Annotated in this window: 16 protein-coding genes; 2 read left to right on the top strand and 14 right to left on the bottom strand. The window is 38.5% G+C overall.

Annotation, left to right across the window (positions count from 1 at the left end; all coding sequences use genetic code 11):
• From adcAII to RYL77_RS05420, 6 genes are all read right to left on the bottom strand, one after another.
• A complete protein-coding gene (adcAII, locus tag RYL77_RS05395) occupies positions 1–918 on the bottom strand; it encodes a zinc-binding lipoprotein AdcAII (RefSeq protein ID WP_261051121.1) in 918 nt (305 codons plus the stop codon).
• A 142-nt stretch (positions 919–1,060) separates the two neighbouring features.
• Complete coding sequence (locus RYL77_RS05400; RefSeq protein WP_315010412.1) at positions 1,061–2,452, bottom strand: amino acid permease; 1,392 nt, start codon at positions 2,450–2,452, stop codon at positions 1,061–1,063.
• Between the two features lie 120 nt (positions 2,453–2,572).
• The gene (sdbB, locus tag RYL77_RS05405) at positions 2,573–3,139 is read right to left on the bottom strand and encodes a thiol-disulfide oxidoreductase-associated lipoprotein SdbB (RefSeq protein WP_315010414.1); all 567 of its coding nucleotides are present in this window, start codon (positions 3,137–3,139) and stop codon (positions 2,573–2,575) included.
• Positions 3,140–3,150: 11 nt separating this feature from the next.
• Positions 3,151–3,858: a thiol-disulfide oxidoreductase-associated membrane protein CcdA2 gene (gene ccdA2, locus RYL77_RS05410; RefSeq protein WP_315010415.1), complete on the bottom strand. Its 708-nt coding sequence runs from the start codon at positions 3,856–3,858 to the stop codon at positions 3,151–3,153.
• A 203-nt stretch (positions 3,859–4,061) separates the two neighbouring features.
• Positions 4,062–4,337 (bottom strand): HU family DNA-binding protein, encoded by a 276-nt coding sequence (locus RYL77_RS05415; protein WP_001284642.1) that lies wholly within the window; start codon positions 4,335–4,337, stop codon positions 4,062–4,064.
• Positions 4,338–4,444: 107 nt separating this feature from the next.
• On the bottom strand, positions 4,445–5,284 hold the full coding sequence (locus tag RYL77_RS05420; RefSeq protein WP_315010417.1) for a DegV family protein: 840 nt from the start codon (positions 5,282–5,284) through the stop codon (positions 4,445–4,447).
• A 141-nt stretch (positions 5,285–5,425) separates the two neighbouring features.
• On the opposite strand from RYL77_RS05420, the gene RYL77_RS05425 reads away from it, so the two are divergent.
• Positions 5,426–6,274 (top strand): YitT family protein, encoded by an 849-nt coding sequence (locus tag RYL77_RS05425; RefSeq protein ID WP_315010418.1) that lies wholly within the window; start codon positions 5,426–5,428, stop codon positions 6,272–6,274.
• Between the two features lie 185 nt (positions 6,275–6,459).
• Here the strand turns inward: RYL77_RS05425 and RYL77_RS05430 are convergent, their stop codons facing one another.
• The 6 genes from RYL77_RS05430 to eno all read right to left on the bottom strand — a co-directional run bounded on the left by RYL77_RS05430 (position 6,460) and on the right by eno (position 13,088).
• Positions 6,460–7,377, bottom strand: coding sequence for a bifunctional riboflavin kinase/FAD synthetase (locus RYL77_RS05430; protein WP_125422213.1), 918 nt, complete (start codon positions 7,375–7,377; stop codon positions 6,460–6,462).
• A 214-nt stretch (positions 7,378–7,591) separates the two neighbouring features.
• Positions 7,592–8,452, bottom strand: a complete 861-nt coding sequence (locus RYL77_RS05435; protein WP_000631543.1) for a methionyl aminopeptidase — start codon at positions 8,450–8,452, stop codon at positions 7,592–7,594.
• Between the two features lie 15 nt (positions 8,453–8,467).
• Complete coding sequence (gene spxR, locus RYL77_RS05440) at positions 8,468–9,745, bottom strand: CBS-HotDog domain-containing transcription factor SpxR (protein ID WP_261043481.1); 1,278 nt, start codon at positions 9,743–9,745, stop codon at positions 8,468–8,470.
• Positions 9,738–10,289 carry a GNAT family N-acetyltransferase gene (locus RYL77_RS05445; RefSeq protein ID WP_261017859.1) on the bottom strand — a complete coding sequence of 184 codons (552 nt, stop codon included), beginning with the start codon at positions 10,287–10,289 and terminating at the stop codon, positions 9,738–9,740. Before RYL77_RS05445 ends, spxR begins: the two co-directional genes overlap by 8 nt.
• 15 nt (positions 10,290–10,304) lie before the next feature.
• Positions 10,305–11,564, bottom strand: coding sequence for a UDP-N-acetylglucosamine 1-carboxyvinyltransferase (locus tag RYL77_RS05450; protein ID WP_315010423.1), 1,260 nt, complete (start codon positions 11,562–11,564; stop codon positions 10,305–10,307).
• Positions 11,565–11,783: 219 nt separating this feature from the next.
• Positions 11,784–13,088 (bottom strand): surface-displayed alpha-enolase, encoded by a 1,305-nt coding sequence (gene eno / locus RYL77_RS05455; RefSeq protein ID WP_314837187.1) that lies wholly within the window; start codon positions 13,086–13,088, stop codon positions 11,784–11,786.
• 163 nt (positions 13,089–13,251) lie between these two features.
• On the opposite strand from eno, the gene RYL77_RS05460 reads away from it, so the two are divergent.
• Positions 13,252–13,698, top strand: a complete 447-nt coding sequence (locus RYL77_RS05460; protein ID WP_315010425.1) for a DUF1694 domain-containing protein — start codon at positions 13,252–13,254, stop codon at positions 13,696–13,698.
• On the opposite strand, the gene RYL77_RS05465 is transcribed toward RYL77_RS05460, so the two are convergent.
• Both RYL77_RS05465 and serB read right to left on the bottom strand, forming a co-directional pair.
• Positions 13,695–14,810: a glycerate kinase gene (locus RYL77_RS05465; RefSeq protein WP_315010427.1), complete on the bottom strand. Its 1,116-nt coding sequence runs from the start codon at positions 14,808–14,810 to the stop codon at positions 13,695–13,697. The two genes, RYL77_RS05460 and RYL77_RS05465, sit on opposite strands and share 4 nt — an antisense overlap.
• Positions 14,811–14,818: 8 nt before the next feature.
• The gene (gene serB / locus RYL77_RS05470; protein ID WP_315010429.1) at positions 14,819–15,463 is read right to left on the bottom strand and encodes a phosphoserine phosphatase SerB; all 645 of its coding nucleotides are present in this window, start codon (positions 15,461–15,463) and stop codon (positions 14,819–14,821) included.
• Positions 15,464–15,539 lie beyond the last annotated feature (76 nt).

Below are 15,539 nucleotides of genomic sequence, written 5' to 3' on the forward strand. Positions count from 1 at the left end.
TCACTTTAATTCTTCTGCTAGAACACTCATATTTTCTTCCAGGTTTTCTAAATAAGTCTTGTCATTTTGTGGGTCTGCCTCTAAAGGATTCAGAGTTTTAAGACCCACACCTGTTGATTTGACAAGAGTTTCAGCTACTTTTGAAGAAGCGTTACTTTCTGTAAAAATCGTTTTAACCTTATAGGTTTTAACAAATTCCTGAATTTCTGTTAGTTGTCTTGGACTTGGTTCTTGTTCAGGAGAGATACCCGCGATTCCAAGTTGATTTAATCCAAATCTCTTAGCAAGATAAGAAAAGGCTGTATGTTGTGTTACAAAAGTTTTCTGACTCGCTTTTTCAAATTTAGGCTGGAATTTCTTAGTCAATTCTTGAGCTTTTTTGATAAAGGCTTGCGCATTTTTCTGATAAGTTTCTTTATGCTCACTATCCACCTCTGAAAGTTTATCAGCGATAATCTGAGCTTCTTCACCAGCTTTTTCAGGATCTAGCCAAGTGTGAGGATCATAGAGCGTTTTTTCATCAACTCCATCACCTGCTTCCACATCTTCTAGCCCTGGGACTCGGTCTAAGGTCATTCCTTCAGAAGCCTCTAAAACCTTAACTTTGGATTTTTTTAGATTTGGATCCAGACTTCCTGCCCAAGATTCGAGCGTATGAGAATGGTAAACAAAGACATCTGCATCATAGATGGCCGCGATGTCATTTGCTGAAGGTTCAAAGGAGTGAATCCCACTACTTGACTGAATCATCCGAACATCATTCAAATCTCCAGATACTTCCTTGACCATAGCGTAGATAGGATAGAAACTTGTGACAATCTTCATCCCTTTCCCTGTCTGACTTTCCTTTTGACCACAAGCACCTAAACACAAAAGAAAAATACTTAACAATACTAAAAATAAACTTTGTTTCTTCATGGATAACCCCTTAACTATTTAATTAACTGGTAAACATTCTACTCCTAAAAATTTAATCTGTCAAGCTATTTTTAGAAAAAATTTGAAATTTCTTTCACATATAAAAATCTGCTGAGTTTCAATAACTCAACAGATTCTCACTTTATTCTTCTATGGTAGAATGCTTATAGCCATAAGTGAAGTAAATCATACTTCCTACTAACAATGCAACTAGGAAAGCAATCCAAGTTTCCATATTATACTGCAACATAAAGGACAAACAAATGATGATTGATAAAATTGGTAACAGGGGGACCAATGGTGTTTTAAATTCTCCAGCTTTTGGCATCCCTTTTTCTTTCCGTAAGCGAATCAGCCCATAAGCCAGCATAATCAAGTAGGCAAGGGTACAAATATTTAAAAAGGCTGCAATACTAGCTAATGGAAACATTCCTGCTGCTACTGCTGAAGCTAGACCCGTCAAGATAGTAGCATTTTTAGGTACCTTACTTGTCTGCGTCAGTTCCTTAAAGGCGGCAGGCATCAATCCGTCACGCGCTAAACTGTATATCATACGCGATAGGGCATAAGTCATCGAAATACAAACTGTAATCAAGGTCAAGATAGCCACTAATGACACATAGTTGGCTGCCCAACTAATCCCAACACTACGAAGGGCAAAGGCAACGGCATCATCGACATTTAGATGACTATAGTGAACCACACCAGTCAAGACAAGAGTTACCAAGGCATAAAGAATGGTTACGATAGAAAGCGATAAAACAATCCCTCTAGGAATATTTTTTTGAGGAGTCTTGACTTCATCTACAGCCATAGAGATGGATTCAAATCCCAAAAATCCAAAGAACATTAAGGACGCACCAGCCATGATACCAGTACTAGCACCATAGATTTGTCCAAAACCATAAGGAGCAAAATTGCTCCAATTATCAAGTTTGATATGCCAAATTCCTACTAAAACAAAGAGGGCTAAAGCGGAAAATTTCAAAATAACTAGAATAGAATTAAAACGTAATGCTGCTTTAGCATTGAGTAAAACAAGTGATGTCACCAAGACCAAGACAAGAATAGGCAATAAATCAACAAATGTTCCTACTTGAGGATTAAAGGTACCATTTAAAGCCTGAGGAAGGGCTATTCCGTATTGAGATAGCAAGCCTTTAAAATAAGCTGCCCAACCCGAAGCTACGCCTGATATGGCTGTCATGAACTCCATCATGGTTAACCAACCAGCCAACCAAGCAGGGAATTCTCCTAAAATAGCATAGAGATAGCTGTAAGCACCACCTGTAGCAGGTACTCGCGAGGCAAATTCTGCAAAAAAGAGGGCTGATAATCCCACGCACAAGGCAGAAATGACGATTGAAATCACTAGGGCTGGACCAGCAAGCGTTGCAGCTGCAGTACCTGTAATTGTAAAGACGCCTGTCCCCACCATGGCTCCGATACCCAGCAAAATCAAATCCCATAACTTCAAATGCCTGTGCATCTCCGTTTTATCCAAACTTACATTCTTTGTTCTAAATATATTCATCTTTCACTCCAAAATAAAATGATGATTCTATTTTACCATAAATATAGGAAATTTGTGAATATTTATAAAATAATTTTCTAAAAAAATCTGACTACATATTGTAATCAGATTTTATCAATTCTAGTTCATTTCTTTAAAGGCTGCTTCTGCATCCGCATTACTGATAACACCAAATTGTATCTTTCCAATCTTTCCTTGACTATCAATCAGGTATTCTGTAGGAATGCTTCGAATTTGATAAGTTTGGAAGGTAGTTGCTTTGGTATCATAAAGTACTGGGATATCCTTATAACCTTGATCTTGGAACCATTGTGGGAATTGCTCAACAGTTTTTTCACCTTGAATTCCTGGTGCAATGACACTAAGAATTTCGAAATCGCGATCTGGTTTCGCAGCTAATTCCATCAACTCAGGCATACTTTTCTTACATGGACCACACCATGAAGCCCAAAACTTTAAGTAGACTTTTTTACCCTTATAATCAGACAACTTAACTTCTTTACCATCCATGGATTGCAAGGTAAAGTCTGGAGCCTCTTTCCCAACAGCAATTTGTTGTACAGGCGTTTGTTGCTGTTGTTTTGGGGCTTGTTGTGGTGCTTGAGTTTGTTTAGTTTCTTTCTCGCCACAGGCCATCAATACGGCTAATGACACGAGGCTTAAACCAGCAAATATTACTTTTTTCATCTTTTTCTCCTTTATTCAAAAATTCCAGCTAGAACATTTACTTGTCCTAATAGTAACAAAATTCCCATTAAAATAATGAGGAAACCACCAATTTTCTTCAGTAGCATCATATGACGTTTGATTTTACTAAAATAAGGCATCACTGCTCCTGAAGCTAAGGCCAAGACCAAGAAAGGAATAGCCATCCCCAGAGTGTAAATCAAGGTATAGATAGCACCTTGCCAAGCGCCATTGCCCCCAGAAGCCGCAAGCGCTAAAACAGAACTCAAAACTGGACCAATACAAGGCGTCCAACCGAAGCTAAAGGTAATACCGAGTAAAAAGGCTGACCAATAACGATTGGCTGCTGATTTCTTGAAAGTAAAGCTTTTTTGAATCTCTAATTTCTTAAAATGAAAAATTTCCATCTGGTGAAGTCCCAAAATGATAATAATTGTTCCCATAACATATCGAAACCAATTTGCATAGAGAATATTACCAAAGTAACCTGCACCAAAGCCTAGAATAAAGAAAATGAGAGAGATACCTGCGATAAAGCAAAGCGTCCGAATCAAACCTGACCAGAGAACCTTTCTCCCAAACAAAGAAAAACTTTTTGCGCTTTCCTGATCATCCAGCAAAATTCCAGTATAAACTGGTAACAGAGGAAAAATACAAGGGGAAAAGAAAGACAAGACCCCTGCTAGAAAAACGGAGATTGAAAATACTATCGTTTCCAATAATGAACCAACTTTCTTAAGATTTCTTATCCTATTGTACTATAATCCATTTTATTTGTATGATTTCTGCTACGCAAATTAAATTAGCCTGTATTTAAAAGATCTTTTCTGTCACCAGCTAATTCAGATTTTGCCCCCTATACACAAAAAAAGCCTGTCACACAAGCTCAAATGCTTGATATGATAGGCTTTTTAAAGGCTGATTATTTAACAGCGTCTTTAAGAGCTTTACCAGCTTTGAATGCTGGAACTTTAGAAGCTGCAATTGTGATTTCTTTACCAGTTTGTGGGTTGCGACCTTTACGTGCAGCACGCTCACGAACTTCAAAGTTACCAAAACCGATCAATTGAACTTTTTCACCAGCTGCAAGGTAGTCAGCTACTGCTGAGAATACAGCTTCAACTGCTGCTGCTGAGTCTTTCTTAGTCAATTCTGTAGCTTCTGCTACTTTAGCGATCAAATCTTGTTTGTTTGCCATGTTAATGATTCCTCCAAATTAATTTCTAATTAACAAATATAATCATATCCTAAAATCCCTTTTAGGTCAAGTTAAAAACGCTATTTCTTCCCAATTTCTTTATTTTTTTAGGAGTGGTAACGTACCAAAATAGCCCAAGCGTTTTCACCCGTGTGAGTTTGAATAATAGAACCTGTTTCCAATACTGAAATTGGCTTTTCAACATACGGCTGCAAATTGTCTTTCATCTCTTTTGCCCAATCAGAACTACCAGAATATGAAATTCCAATCTCTGCTACAGAACGTTCAGAGAGTGATGTTATCAACTCATCCAACCATTTTTTAAAAGTTTTAGCGCCACGACCTTTAACCATTGGTTGCAATTCATGGTCCTTCATCTGCATGACAACACGGATATTGAGAAGTGAGCTCAACAATCCAGTTACACGGCCAATTCGTCCACCTTTTACTAGATTTTCTAGAGTAGAAACGCCAATATAGAGCTCCGTATGTTTTTTTACTTCTTCTACATGAGATAAAATTTCCGCCATCTCTTTGCCTTCTTGTGCCAATTTAGCAGCTTCGACAACTTGGAATTTTAAGGCTTGATCAGTGAAGGAACTATCAATAACTGTCACGTCGGCAGTAGATAAGCTAGCACCTTGGCGTGCAGCTTCAACCGTACCCGAAAGGGCATGGGACATATGAATAGTAAGAATCTGGCTACCATCCTTACACAGGTCTTCAAAAACTTCAGCGAAGACACCTACAGGTGGTTGACTTGTTTTCGGAAGGTTCTTACTTTCTTGCATCAACCGAAGAAATTTACCTTCTTCTTTCAAATCAGCATCAGAATAAACAACATTATCAATCATTACAGATAATGGAACAATTGTAATATCTAATTGCTTTACTAGTTCTGGTTCAATAGTAACAGATGAATCAGTTACAATCTTAATTTTTGTCATAGTATCAATCTTTCTATTTTAGGATTCAGATTGGTTTTCTTACTTTTAATTATATCAAAAAAAGATTAAAAATCCTAATGGAGTCAATCAAATTTTCCGTAAAAATTTGATATAATCAACTTATAAGAAAAGAGGTGTCCTATGATTAAAAAAATCTATCCCATTTTAACTATTTTACTAGGTGCTGGCATTTATGCTTTTGGTCTAACCTATTTTGTAGTTCCCCATCATCTCTTCGAAGGAGGGGCTACAGGCATTACTCTTATTACCTTTTATCTTTTTGAAATTCCTGTTTCCCTCATGAATCTGCTGATTAATATTCCTCTATTCATCCTAGCTTGGAAAATATTTGGAGCAAAATCTCTCTATTCTAGTTTGCTTGGAACCTTGGCTCTATCTGCCTGGTTAGCTTTTTTTGAGCGTATTCCCCTTCATATTGACCTTCAAGGTGATTTACTAATTACTGCCCTTATATCTGGAATTCTATTAGGAATTGGTCTTGGAATTATCTTTAACGCTGGAGGTACAACGGGTGGAACAGATATTCTAGCCCGTATCCTCAACAAATACACTCATTTATCCATGGGGAAACTGCTTTTTATCTTAGATTTTTGTATTCTCATGCTCATTCTCCTTATTTTTAAGGATTTGAGATTGGTTACTTACACTCTGCTCTTTACTTTCATTGTATCCCGAGTGATTGATTTGATTGGGGAAGGAGGATACGCAGGTAAAGGATTTATGATTATTACTAAACGTCCTGACCAACTTGCTAAGGCTATTAATGATGACCTAGGAAGAGGCGTTACTTTTATTTCTGGTCAAGGCTACTATAGTAAAGAAAATTTGAAAATCATTTACTGTATTGTCGGTAGAAATGAGATTGTTAAAATGAAGGAAATGATTCATCGAATCGATCCTCAAGCTTTTATAACTATTACAGAAGCCCATGAAATCCTTGGAGAAGGCTTTACCTTTGAAAAAGAATAAAAAGAGGTAGTGTAGTGACCTCAAAAGTTAGACTAAATCATCTATCTTTCAGGTCACAGACAACCTCTTTTTTGTTTACTTATACTCTTCGAAAATCAAATTCAAACCACGTCAGCGTCGCCTTGCCGTACTCAAGTACAACCTGCGGCTAGTTTCCTAGTTTGCTCTTTGATTTTCATTGAGTATTAAGACCAATTCCGAGCTACTTCTTCATCTGCCTTTAACTGATCCACTAATTGGTCAACAGAATCAAATTTTGTCATATCACGAATGCGATCAAGCCAATAAACCATGACGGTCTCCCCATAAATATCTTGATTAAAATCAAAAATATTGACTTCAAAACGTGCTTCTTCTCCATCAAAGGTCTCATTTTTTCCAACACTAGCCATGGCACGATACTTCTGTCTTTGAATCTCAACATCAACGACATAAACACCATCTGCTGGCATATAAGTACGGTCTAAAAGCACCAAATTAGCTGTCGGATAACCAATCGTACGACCACGAGCATTACCATGAACCACCATACCTCTCGATGGTAGAGGCGCTCCCAAAAGTTCTCCTGCTTCTTTCACATTTCCATCTAAAATAGCTTGACGGATACGTGTTGAACTAATCTTTCCTTTCTCATCTTCTACAGGTGGAACGATAATGACTTCTCCATCAAAGTAATCCTTTAAGTCTTCTGCCGTTTTTTGGTCAGAACCAAATGTATAATCAAAACCTGCAACAATAATTTTGGCATTCATAGCCTTGATATAAGTTGCAAAAAATTCTTCTGCCGTGAGACTAGCGAATTGACTATTAAAATCAAGGAGATATAATTCTTCTACACCTTCACGCTTTAATTTCCTCTCACGTTCAGCAGGGTTCAAAATATGTAAAAATAGGTCAGGATGATAAGGCTCTAAAGCAATCTTTGGAGATTCATTAAAGGTCATAACGACGATAGGTAATAAATCTTTTCTCGCAGCCTTATTGGCAACACGAAATAATTCTTGATGCCCCTTGTGTATACCATCAAAATAGCCGAGAACCACGACTGAATCAGATGGTGTGCCAATATCTTTTTGGTTTTTTATAGGAATAGTAATAATCATAAAATAATTATATCATAGTGATAGCTATTTCTGGAACAGAAAATCTGAAATGTCATTTTTTTAACCTGAAGTGTACTATTTTAGAAGAATTATATTTTTAAAATCAGAAAAACGCATTACATCAGGCATAAAAGCTTGATACAATGCGTTTTATCATGAAAAGATCTACTGAATTCTATAGGAAATGAATCTCCAGCAGTCTTTTCACGTTCTTTTAATAAGTTCCTTCTTCACCTTGACTAGTCAAGATAACAGGTCCATCTTTCGTAATGACAAATTGGTGTTCATACTGACATGACAATCCACCGTCAATGGTCTTATGCGCCCAACCAGTCTTCATATCTGTATCGATTTCCCAGTCACCTGTATTGATCATCGGTTCAATGGTCAATACCATTCCTTCACGGAGACGAAGCCCACGACCGGCAATACCATAGTTAGGAACCATTGGTTCTTCGTGCATAGTTGGGCCAACACCATGACCAACCAAATCACGCACTACACCGTAACCACGACTTTCAGCGTATTCTTGAATGGCTGCACCGATATCACCAATGCGATTTCCAACAACAGCTTGCTCAATCCCCTTATACATAGCTTCTTTGGTTACATCCATCAAGTTTTTCACTTCTTCGGACGGTGTACCTACAGCATAAGCCCAACATGAGTCTGCAAGACCACCAGAATAGCTCTGAGTGTATTTTTTCATTTGCTCAACATTGTTGAAGTTTAATTTTGAGACATTCAAATCAGATTTGGCAATAGGACCTCCCAAAACCATATCAACCTTGAGCAAATCACCATCTTTCAAGATATAGTGACGAGGGAAAGCGTGAGCAACTTCATCATTAAGAGAGCAACAGGTAGCATAAGGATAGTCCATCATGGCACCGTCAACCCCAATCTGAAGTGGAAGGAAATTTTCTTCCTTACAACGACGGCGAACGTATTCTTCAACTTCCCACATATCTACGCCAGGCTTAATCAAATCACGTAAGCCGATATGAATACTTGCAAGGAAATCACCAGCTTTATCCATAGCTTCAATTTCACGAGCTGATTTTAATGTTATCATCTTTTCTCCTAGTTTCTAATTAATTTTAACAGTCACATTTGCTTTTGAAACAATCTGATGACCATGATAAATATCGTAATCAATAATAGCTGACCGTCTAGTATGATGGATAATGCGTGCTTGAATTCGCAATATATCATCAATCTGAACAGCCTGTAAAAAGTAGATCAGCATCTGCTCTATTATTAAATTTCTTCCGCTATTCACAACCAAATCTTGTGTCATGTGAGTCAGAATTTCAGCCAATACACCATTAGCCAAAACTCCGTTTTTCTCTAACATAAAGGGTTCTACTGTAATGACTACTTCATCATGGTGATAAGAGAGTTTTTGTCCAATCTGCTCAGAAAAAGTCGGTAGAGCCGAAACTTGGGAACGACTCATCTTCTCCATGACATCTCGTCGTGTCACAACTCCAAGCAAGGTTTGATTATTCCGAACAACCGGTACCATTTCAAAGTCTTCAGCAATCATCCGTTGACTCACATTGGCAATATTTGTCGATAATCCAACCAAAAATAGACTACGAGACATGACCTTATCAATTGTCGTGCTTGGTGATTTATCCCCTGCATCTCTCATGGTTACAACTCCAACAACAACTTGATGTTGGTTAATAACTGGAAAACGACTGCTACGATTCTTACGTACCAAATCCAGATAATCTTTGACTGTGTCTGTCTCTCTTAGAAAACCATACTCATGACTTGGACGATAAAGTTTCTCAACTGTCAGAATATCAGTCTTGATTTGGACATTTGATAAAGCTTTGTTTATCATGGTCGCAACGGTAAAGGTATCATGCTTGCTTCTTAAAACAGGAATCCCTTTTTGATTGGCCAGTTTAAGCACATCATCATGAATCTGAAATCCCCCTGTAACCAGAACCGCATTTTCATTTTCCAAAGCTAACAACTGAATACGGGTACGGTCTCCGACAATCAAGAGCCCCCCATCATGAAGGTAAGACAAGATGTTTTGTTCGGTCATGGCACCGATTGAAAACTTGCTAAATTCTCTTTCTAAACCTTCTTGTCCAGCTAACACCTCAGAAGAAGTTACTTCTGCAATTTCTGCATATGTTAATCTTTCGATAGCAACTTTCTTCGATTTAACGCGAATTGTTCCACTACGGGGACGAGTCTCCACAATTCCACGATTTTCAGCTTCCTTGATGGCCCGATAAGCAGTTCCATCACTGACTCCCAGATGATTGGAAATACTACGAACACTGACCCTTTTTCCAACAGGTAATTCTTCCAAATAGCTTAGAATTTCTTGGTGTTTACTCATTAAATTCTCCCTTTACAAAGCGAAATTCAAGATAATCTCGCATTTTCCTTGTATAGCGATCACTGCCTTTAAACTGACGGAACAAACTAAATCCAGACTTAAGAGCAACCTTTTGGCTAGCTTCGTTTTCTAGATGGGTAATGATGGATAATTGTTTTAAGTCAAATTCTTCAAAAGACAGCTGACAAATTTTTCTAACAACCTCTGTCATAAAGCCTTGCGACCAAGCCTCTTTTTTTAAAAAATAACCAAGTTCTGCTTCTTTTTTAATTTCGTCTAGCTTTTCAAACTTGATTGAACCAATCATTTTTTCAGTTTTCTTGTCACAAATAGCCCATACTCCTAATGGAGATTTCATAAAATAATTGGCCAGTGCATATTGACTCTCTTCGAGACTAGCTTGACTTGGAAAAATAAATTGAAGATTTTCTGGATTCGAAGCTATCTCATAAAAATCCTGGCTATCACTAAAAAAGAAAGGACGCAAATACAAGCGATCCGTTTCAAAAAAAGAAAACATTGCTAATTTGGTCCAAATATTCATAAACACCTCTACGGTTTAATCCTCAACAAGTCTAATATCCGCTCCTAGATTACGTAATTTTTCGATAATATCAGAATAACCACGTAAGATAAACTCGATATTGGTAATTTCAGTTTGTCCCTCGGCCATCAAACCAGCAATAACTAAAGCTGCACCAGCTCTCAGATCAGTCGCTTTAACACTTGCTCCACGCAAACCACGTCCACCTGTGTATAAAATATGACCATTTGTTGTTGATATATCTGCGTCCATTTTAGCTAATTCAAAAACATGGTTTACACGTTTTTCGTAAATCGTATCAACAATTGTACCACGACCATTAGCTGTTAGCAAAAGAGGGGTAATCGGTTGTTGCAAATCAGTTGCAAAGCCTGGGTAAGGAGCTGTTTTAATATTAATTGCTTTCAAATTAGACTGTTCTTCGACAAAAATACTATCCTCGGATACAGTCATTCGAACTCCCATTTCCTCTAACTTAGCAATAAATCCTTCTAAGTGTTCGTAAAGAACATTATTTATACGAATTCCCTTGCCCACTGCAGCAGCTAAAGATATATATGTTCCCGCTTCAATACGGTCTGGAATTACCTGATGATGCGTTCCGTGTAAGTTTTCAACACCATCAATAATGATAATATTGGTTCCAGCACCACGGATATGGGCACCCATATTATTCAAGAGGGTAGCAACATCAATAATCTCAGGTTCACGAGCTGCATTTTCAATAATAGTACGACCATTTGCTTTAACCGCAGCAATCATCGTATTGATCGTTGCTCCCACACTAACCGTATCCATGTAAATACTTGCACCATGAAGTCCCGTTTCTTTGGCAGATAACTTCATATTATCTCCCTCGTAGCTAACAGTTGCTCCCATAGCTTCAAATGCCTTAAGGTGTAGGTCAATCGGACGAGGACCGAGATCACATCCACCAGGTAAACCAACAGTGGCTTCGCCAAAGCGACCTAAAAGACTTCCATAAAAATAATAAGATGCACGAAGACTATTGATTTTTCCATAAGGCATTGGAATATTTTGAACACCTCTTGGATCAATCTCTAACACATCGTCATAACGCTTAACGGTAGCCCCCATTAACTCCATGATTTCGACAAGACTAGCAACATCGGAAATATCTGGAACACAATCCAAAGTCACAACATCATCAGCCAAAATAATAGCTGGAATTAAGGCCACAACGCTATTTTTAGCACCACTAATAGTGATTTCACCTTGCAAGGGCAATCCACCATTGATAACAATTTTTCTCATTTTAAATTTTTTATACTCTTTCAAAATTTCTAAAAAGGTCCTACGTTAAAGTATATCATAAATTCACCCTTTTTTCCATCATTTTCAATTATATTAGCTGAATCGTATTTGTTGGTAGCTGAGCTTTCTTAAAAAGTTTTGCCCCTTTTTTGCCCCCTAAATACAAAAATAGCCCTTCGGATAAAATCCGAGGGGCTAGAAACGTTGTTAAATCAACGATTATTTTTTCAAGTTGTAGAATGATTTCAATCCACGGTATTCTGCTACTTCACCAAGTTGGTCTTCGATGCGAAGCAATTGGTTGTATTTAGCGATACGGTCTGTACGTGAAAGTGAACCAGTCTTGATTTGTCCTGCGTTAGTTGCAACTGCGATGTCAGCGATTGTTGAATCTTCAGTTTCACCTGAACGGTGTGATACAACGGCAGTGTAACCAGCTTCTTTAGCCATTTCGATAGCATCGAAAGTTTCAGTAAGAGTACCGATTTGGTTAACTTTGATAAGGATTGAGTTAGCAGCACCTTCTTGGATACCACGTGCAAGGTAGTCAGTGTTTGTTACGAAGAAGTCGTCACCAACAAGTTGTACTTTCTTACCAAGACGTTCAGTAAGAGCTTTCCAACCATCCCAGTCGTTTTCATCCATACCATCTTCGATAGTGATGATTGGGTATTTGTTAACCAATTCTTCAAGGTAGTCGATTTGTTCTGCAGATGTACGAACAGCAGCGCCTTCACCTTCAAATTTAGTGTAGTCGTAAACTTTACGTTCTTTATCGTAGAATTCTGATGAAGCACAGTCAAATCCGATAAATACGTCTTTACCTGGAACATATCCAGCAGCTTCGATCGCAGCAAGGATAGTTTCAACACCGTCTTCAGTTCCTTCGAAACGAGGAGCGAATCCACCTTCGTCACCTACGGCAGTTTCCAAACCACGTGATTTAAGGATTTTCTTAAGAGCGTGGAAGATTTCAGCACCGTAACGAAGAGCTTCTTTGAATGTTGGCGCACCAACTGGCAAGATCATGAACTCTTGGAAAGCGATTGGAGCGTCAGAGTGAGAACCACCGTTGATGATGTTCATCATTGGAGTTGGAAGAACTTTAGTGTTGAATCCACCAAGGTAGCTGTAAAGTGGGATTTCAAGGTAGTCAGCAGCAGCACGAGCTACAGCGATAGACACACCAAGGATTGCGTTAGCACCCAATTTACCTTTGTTAGGAGTACCGTCAAGAGCGATCATAGCACGGTCGATAGCTTGTTGATCACGTACATCGTAGCCGATGATAGCTTCAGCAATGATGTTGTTTACATTGTCAACAGCTTTTTGTGTACCAAGACCACCGTAACGAGATTTGTCACCGTCGCGAAGTTCAACTGCTTCGTGTTCACCAGTAGAAGCTCCTGATGGAACCATACCACGTCCGAAAGCACCTGATTCAGTGTAAACTTCTACTTCAAGTGTTGGGTTACCGCGTGAGTCTAGGACTTCGCGAGCGTAAACATCAGTAATAATTGACATTTTTTACTCTCCTTATGAGTTAAATTTTTTACACCTCTATAATACCTTAAAACCCCTCCTTTTTCAAGAAAAAACGTTATCTTTGTGCAAATTTTCCTTAACTTTATAAAGTAATCGCTTTCTTTTGTCTGTTTTATTCTAACTTTTATGATATACTGTTTTCATGACAGATTTATCAAAACAATTACTTGAAAAAGCTCATGGTGGGCCAAAATTAAATCCAGATGAGCAAAGACGCTATCTTGGTACTTTTGAGGAAAGAGTTCTTGGATATGCAGATATTGATACGGCAAATAGCCCTCAATTAGAAAAAGGATTTTTATCTATCTTAGAAAACCTTCAAGAAAAGGCTGAGCCTCTATTTGTTAAGATTTCCCCAACTATCGAATTTGACAAGCAAGTTTTCTACTTAAAAGAAGCTAAAGAAACTGATAGTCAAGCTACCATTGTATCTGAAGAGCATACTTCTTCTCCTTTTGGCCTGATTATCCACACCAATTCACCAGTTCAAGTAGAAGAAAAGGACCTTCGACTTGCTTTTGCAAAACTTTGGGAAGTTAAAAAGGAAGAACCAGCCAAAACATCCATCTGGAAGAAATGGTTTGGCTAAATCTTACTCAGACTTAATAAACGCCCAATATTGGCAGCCGTGTGCTCCAGATAGACACTGGCATTGTTCAAACTATCTTCTAGAGGTTCACTTTTCTCCAAAATAGAAAAGGCAGCTTGGATATTTTCAAATGGTAGGGAAGGTAAATCTTCAGCGAGACTGCCACAAATAGCGACAACAGGAACTCCAACAGGGGTTCTTTTTGCTACACCAATTGGTGCTTTCCCAACAAAGCTTTGACGATCTAGCCTTCCTTCTCCAACAATAACCAAGTCAGCATCAGAAATTTTCTTATCAAAGTCAATCAAGTCTAGGCAGGTGTCAATTCCAGACACGATATTTGCCTGTGCAAAGGCACACAAACCGCCAGCAATGCCTCCACCAGCTCCTGCTCCTTTAATTTCCAATGTTGCAGGGGAGACTTTTTCATAAAAATCTTGTATTGCCTGATCTACGGTCTCAAACATAGTGGGATTTAGGCCTTTTTGCTTGCCAAAAGTGTAGGTCGCACCTTGATGACCACATAAGGGACTCACGACATCTGCTAAAATACGAATTTGAACATTTTCAGGAATTTCATAGCGATTTTCTGTTGAAACAGAAGCTAAGTTTAGTAAGGATTGACCGCATGCAGGCAAGACATTTCCATCCTTATCATAAAATTGATAACCCAATCCAGCAGCGATCCCAATTCCTCCGTCATTACTGGCCGTGCCACCAACGCCGATATAGATTTCTGTAATCCCTTTAGCAATGAGATGACGAATCAATTCTCCAATACCACGAGTTTTGATTTGAAGTGGATTTCGTTTCTCTATCGGAATCTTTCCAAGACCAACCAAATCGGCAACTTCAAATAGCGCCAGTTCCCCTTTTTGAAAATAGCGCATGGCTTCTTTTTGTCCAAAAGGTCCTGTCACTTTGATCCATTTTTCTTCCATACCAAGAGAATGTCGAATAGCATCTACAGTACCTTCTCCCCCATCACCAACAGGGCAGAGGAGACATTCTACATCTGCTATTGATTGTTGGAAGCCTCTTTTAATAGCTTCAGCCACCTCTTCAGCTGTCAAGCTTTCCTTAAACGAATCCGGTGCAATTACAATCTTCATATTTTCCCTCATTCTAAAAAGTCAATCAAAGGAAGAACTTCTAAAAAATCCCTCTTATCAACATGATTAGGTATTTCTTTTTTCAGCACTTCTTTAGCACAAAAAGCAATTCCTAGTCCTGCTGATTTCAACATTAATAAGTCATTAGCCCCATCACCGATTGCAACTGTTCTTTCTTTGGGGAGTTTGAATTCCTTTCTCCATTGTTCTAGAGTTGCTTGTTTGACCTCAGGACTGATAATTTGTCCAACTAATTTTCCTGTTAGAAGACCATCTTTGACTTCAAGTTGATTGGCAGAGAAATAGGTAATCCCTAAAGATTTTGCTAATCTCTCAACTATTGGACTAAATCCACCAGACACCAAACCAACTAGGATGCCATTCTTTTGGAGAATAGAAACGAATTCCTGTGCATTTGGCGTTAGATGAATAGAGTTGAAAACTTTATCAAAGACCGAATCAGGTAGGCCTTTTAACAAAGCTACTCTCTCTCGTAAACTCGTTTCAAAATTCAACTCTCCTCGCATCGCCTGACTTGTAAGCCGCGAAATTTCCTCCTCACAACCTGCCTCCCTACCCAACAAATCAATCACTTCTTCTAAGATTAAGGTTCCATCAACATCCATGACACACAAGCCTTTTACTTGAGACATCAGTTCTCCTCTCTAAATAGCATCGAGTAGGGGATAATCTCTAGCCCCTCTCACACCACCGTACGTGCCGTTCGGC

Source organism: uncultured Streptococcus sp. (assembly GCF_963516515.1).
Classification (GTDB): domain Bacteria; phylum Bacillota; class Bacilli; order Lactobacillales; family Streptococcaceae; genus Streptococcus.

What these genes read in the sequence shown, in the direction of transcription:
- adcAII (WP_261051121.1), bottom strand. Translation starts at nt 918, where the DNA reads ATGAAGAAACAAAGTTTATTTTTAGTATTGTTAAGTATTTTTCTTTTG.
- RYL77_RS05400 (WP_315010412.1), bottom strand. Translation starts at nt 2,452, where the DNA reads ATGAATATATTTAGAACAAAGAATGTAAGTTTGGATAAAACGGAGATG.
- sdbB (WP_315010414.1), bottom strand. Translation starts at nt 3,139, where the DNA reads ATGAAAAAAGTAATATTTGCTGGTTTAAGCCTCGTGTCATTAGCCGTA.
- RYL77_RS05415 (WP_001284642.1), bottom strand. Translation starts at nt 4,337, where the DNA reads ATGGCAAACAAACAAGATTTGATCGCTAAAGTAGCAGAAGCTACAGAA.
- RYL77_RS05420 (WP_315010417.1), bottom strand. Translation starts at nt 5,284, where the DNA reads ATGACAAAAATTAAGATTGTAACTGATTCATCTGTTACTATTGAACCA.
- RYL77_RS05425 (WP_315010418.1), top strand. Translation starts at nt 5,426, where the DNA reads ATGATTAAAAAAATCTATCCCATTTTAACTATTTTACTAGGTGCTGGC.
- RYL77_RS05430 (WP_125422213.1), bottom strand. Translation starts at nt 7,377, where the DNA reads ATGATTATTACTATTCCTATAAAAAACCAAAAAGATATTGGCACACCA.
- RYL77_RS05435 (WP_000631543.1), bottom strand. Translation starts at nt 8,452, where the DNA reads ATGATAACATTAAAATCAGCTCGTGAAATTGAAGCTATGGATAAAGCT.
- spxR (WP_261043481.1), bottom strand. Translation starts at nt 9,745, where the DNA reads ATGAGTAAACACCAAGAAATTCTAAGCTATTTGGAAGAATTACCTGTT.
- RYL77_RS05445 (WP_261017859.1), bottom strand. Translation starts at nt 10,289, where the DNA reads ATGAATATTTGGACCAAATTAGCAATGTTTTCTTTTTTTGAAACGGAT.
- RYL77_RS05450 (WP_315010423.1), bottom strand. Translation starts at nt 11,564, where the DNA reads ATGAGAAAAATTGTTATCAATGGTGGATTGCCCTTGCAAGGTGAAATC.
- eno (WP_314837187.1), bottom strand. Translation starts at nt 13,088, where the DNA reads ATGTCAATTATTACTGATGTTTACGCTCGCGAAGTCCTAGACTCACGC.
- RYL77_RS05460 (WP_315010425.1), top strand. Translation starts at nt 13,252, where the DNA reads ATGACAGATTTATCAAAACAATTACTTGAAAAAGCTCATGGTGGGCCA.
- RYL77_RS05465 (WP_315010427.1), bottom strand. Translation starts at nt 14,810, where the DNA reads ATGAAGATTGTAATTGCACCGGATTCGTTTAAGGAAAGCTTGACAGCT.
- serB (WP_315010429.1), bottom strand. Translation starts at nt 15,463, where the DNA reads ATGTCTCAAGTAAAAGGCTTGTGTGTCATGGATGTTGATGGAACCTTA.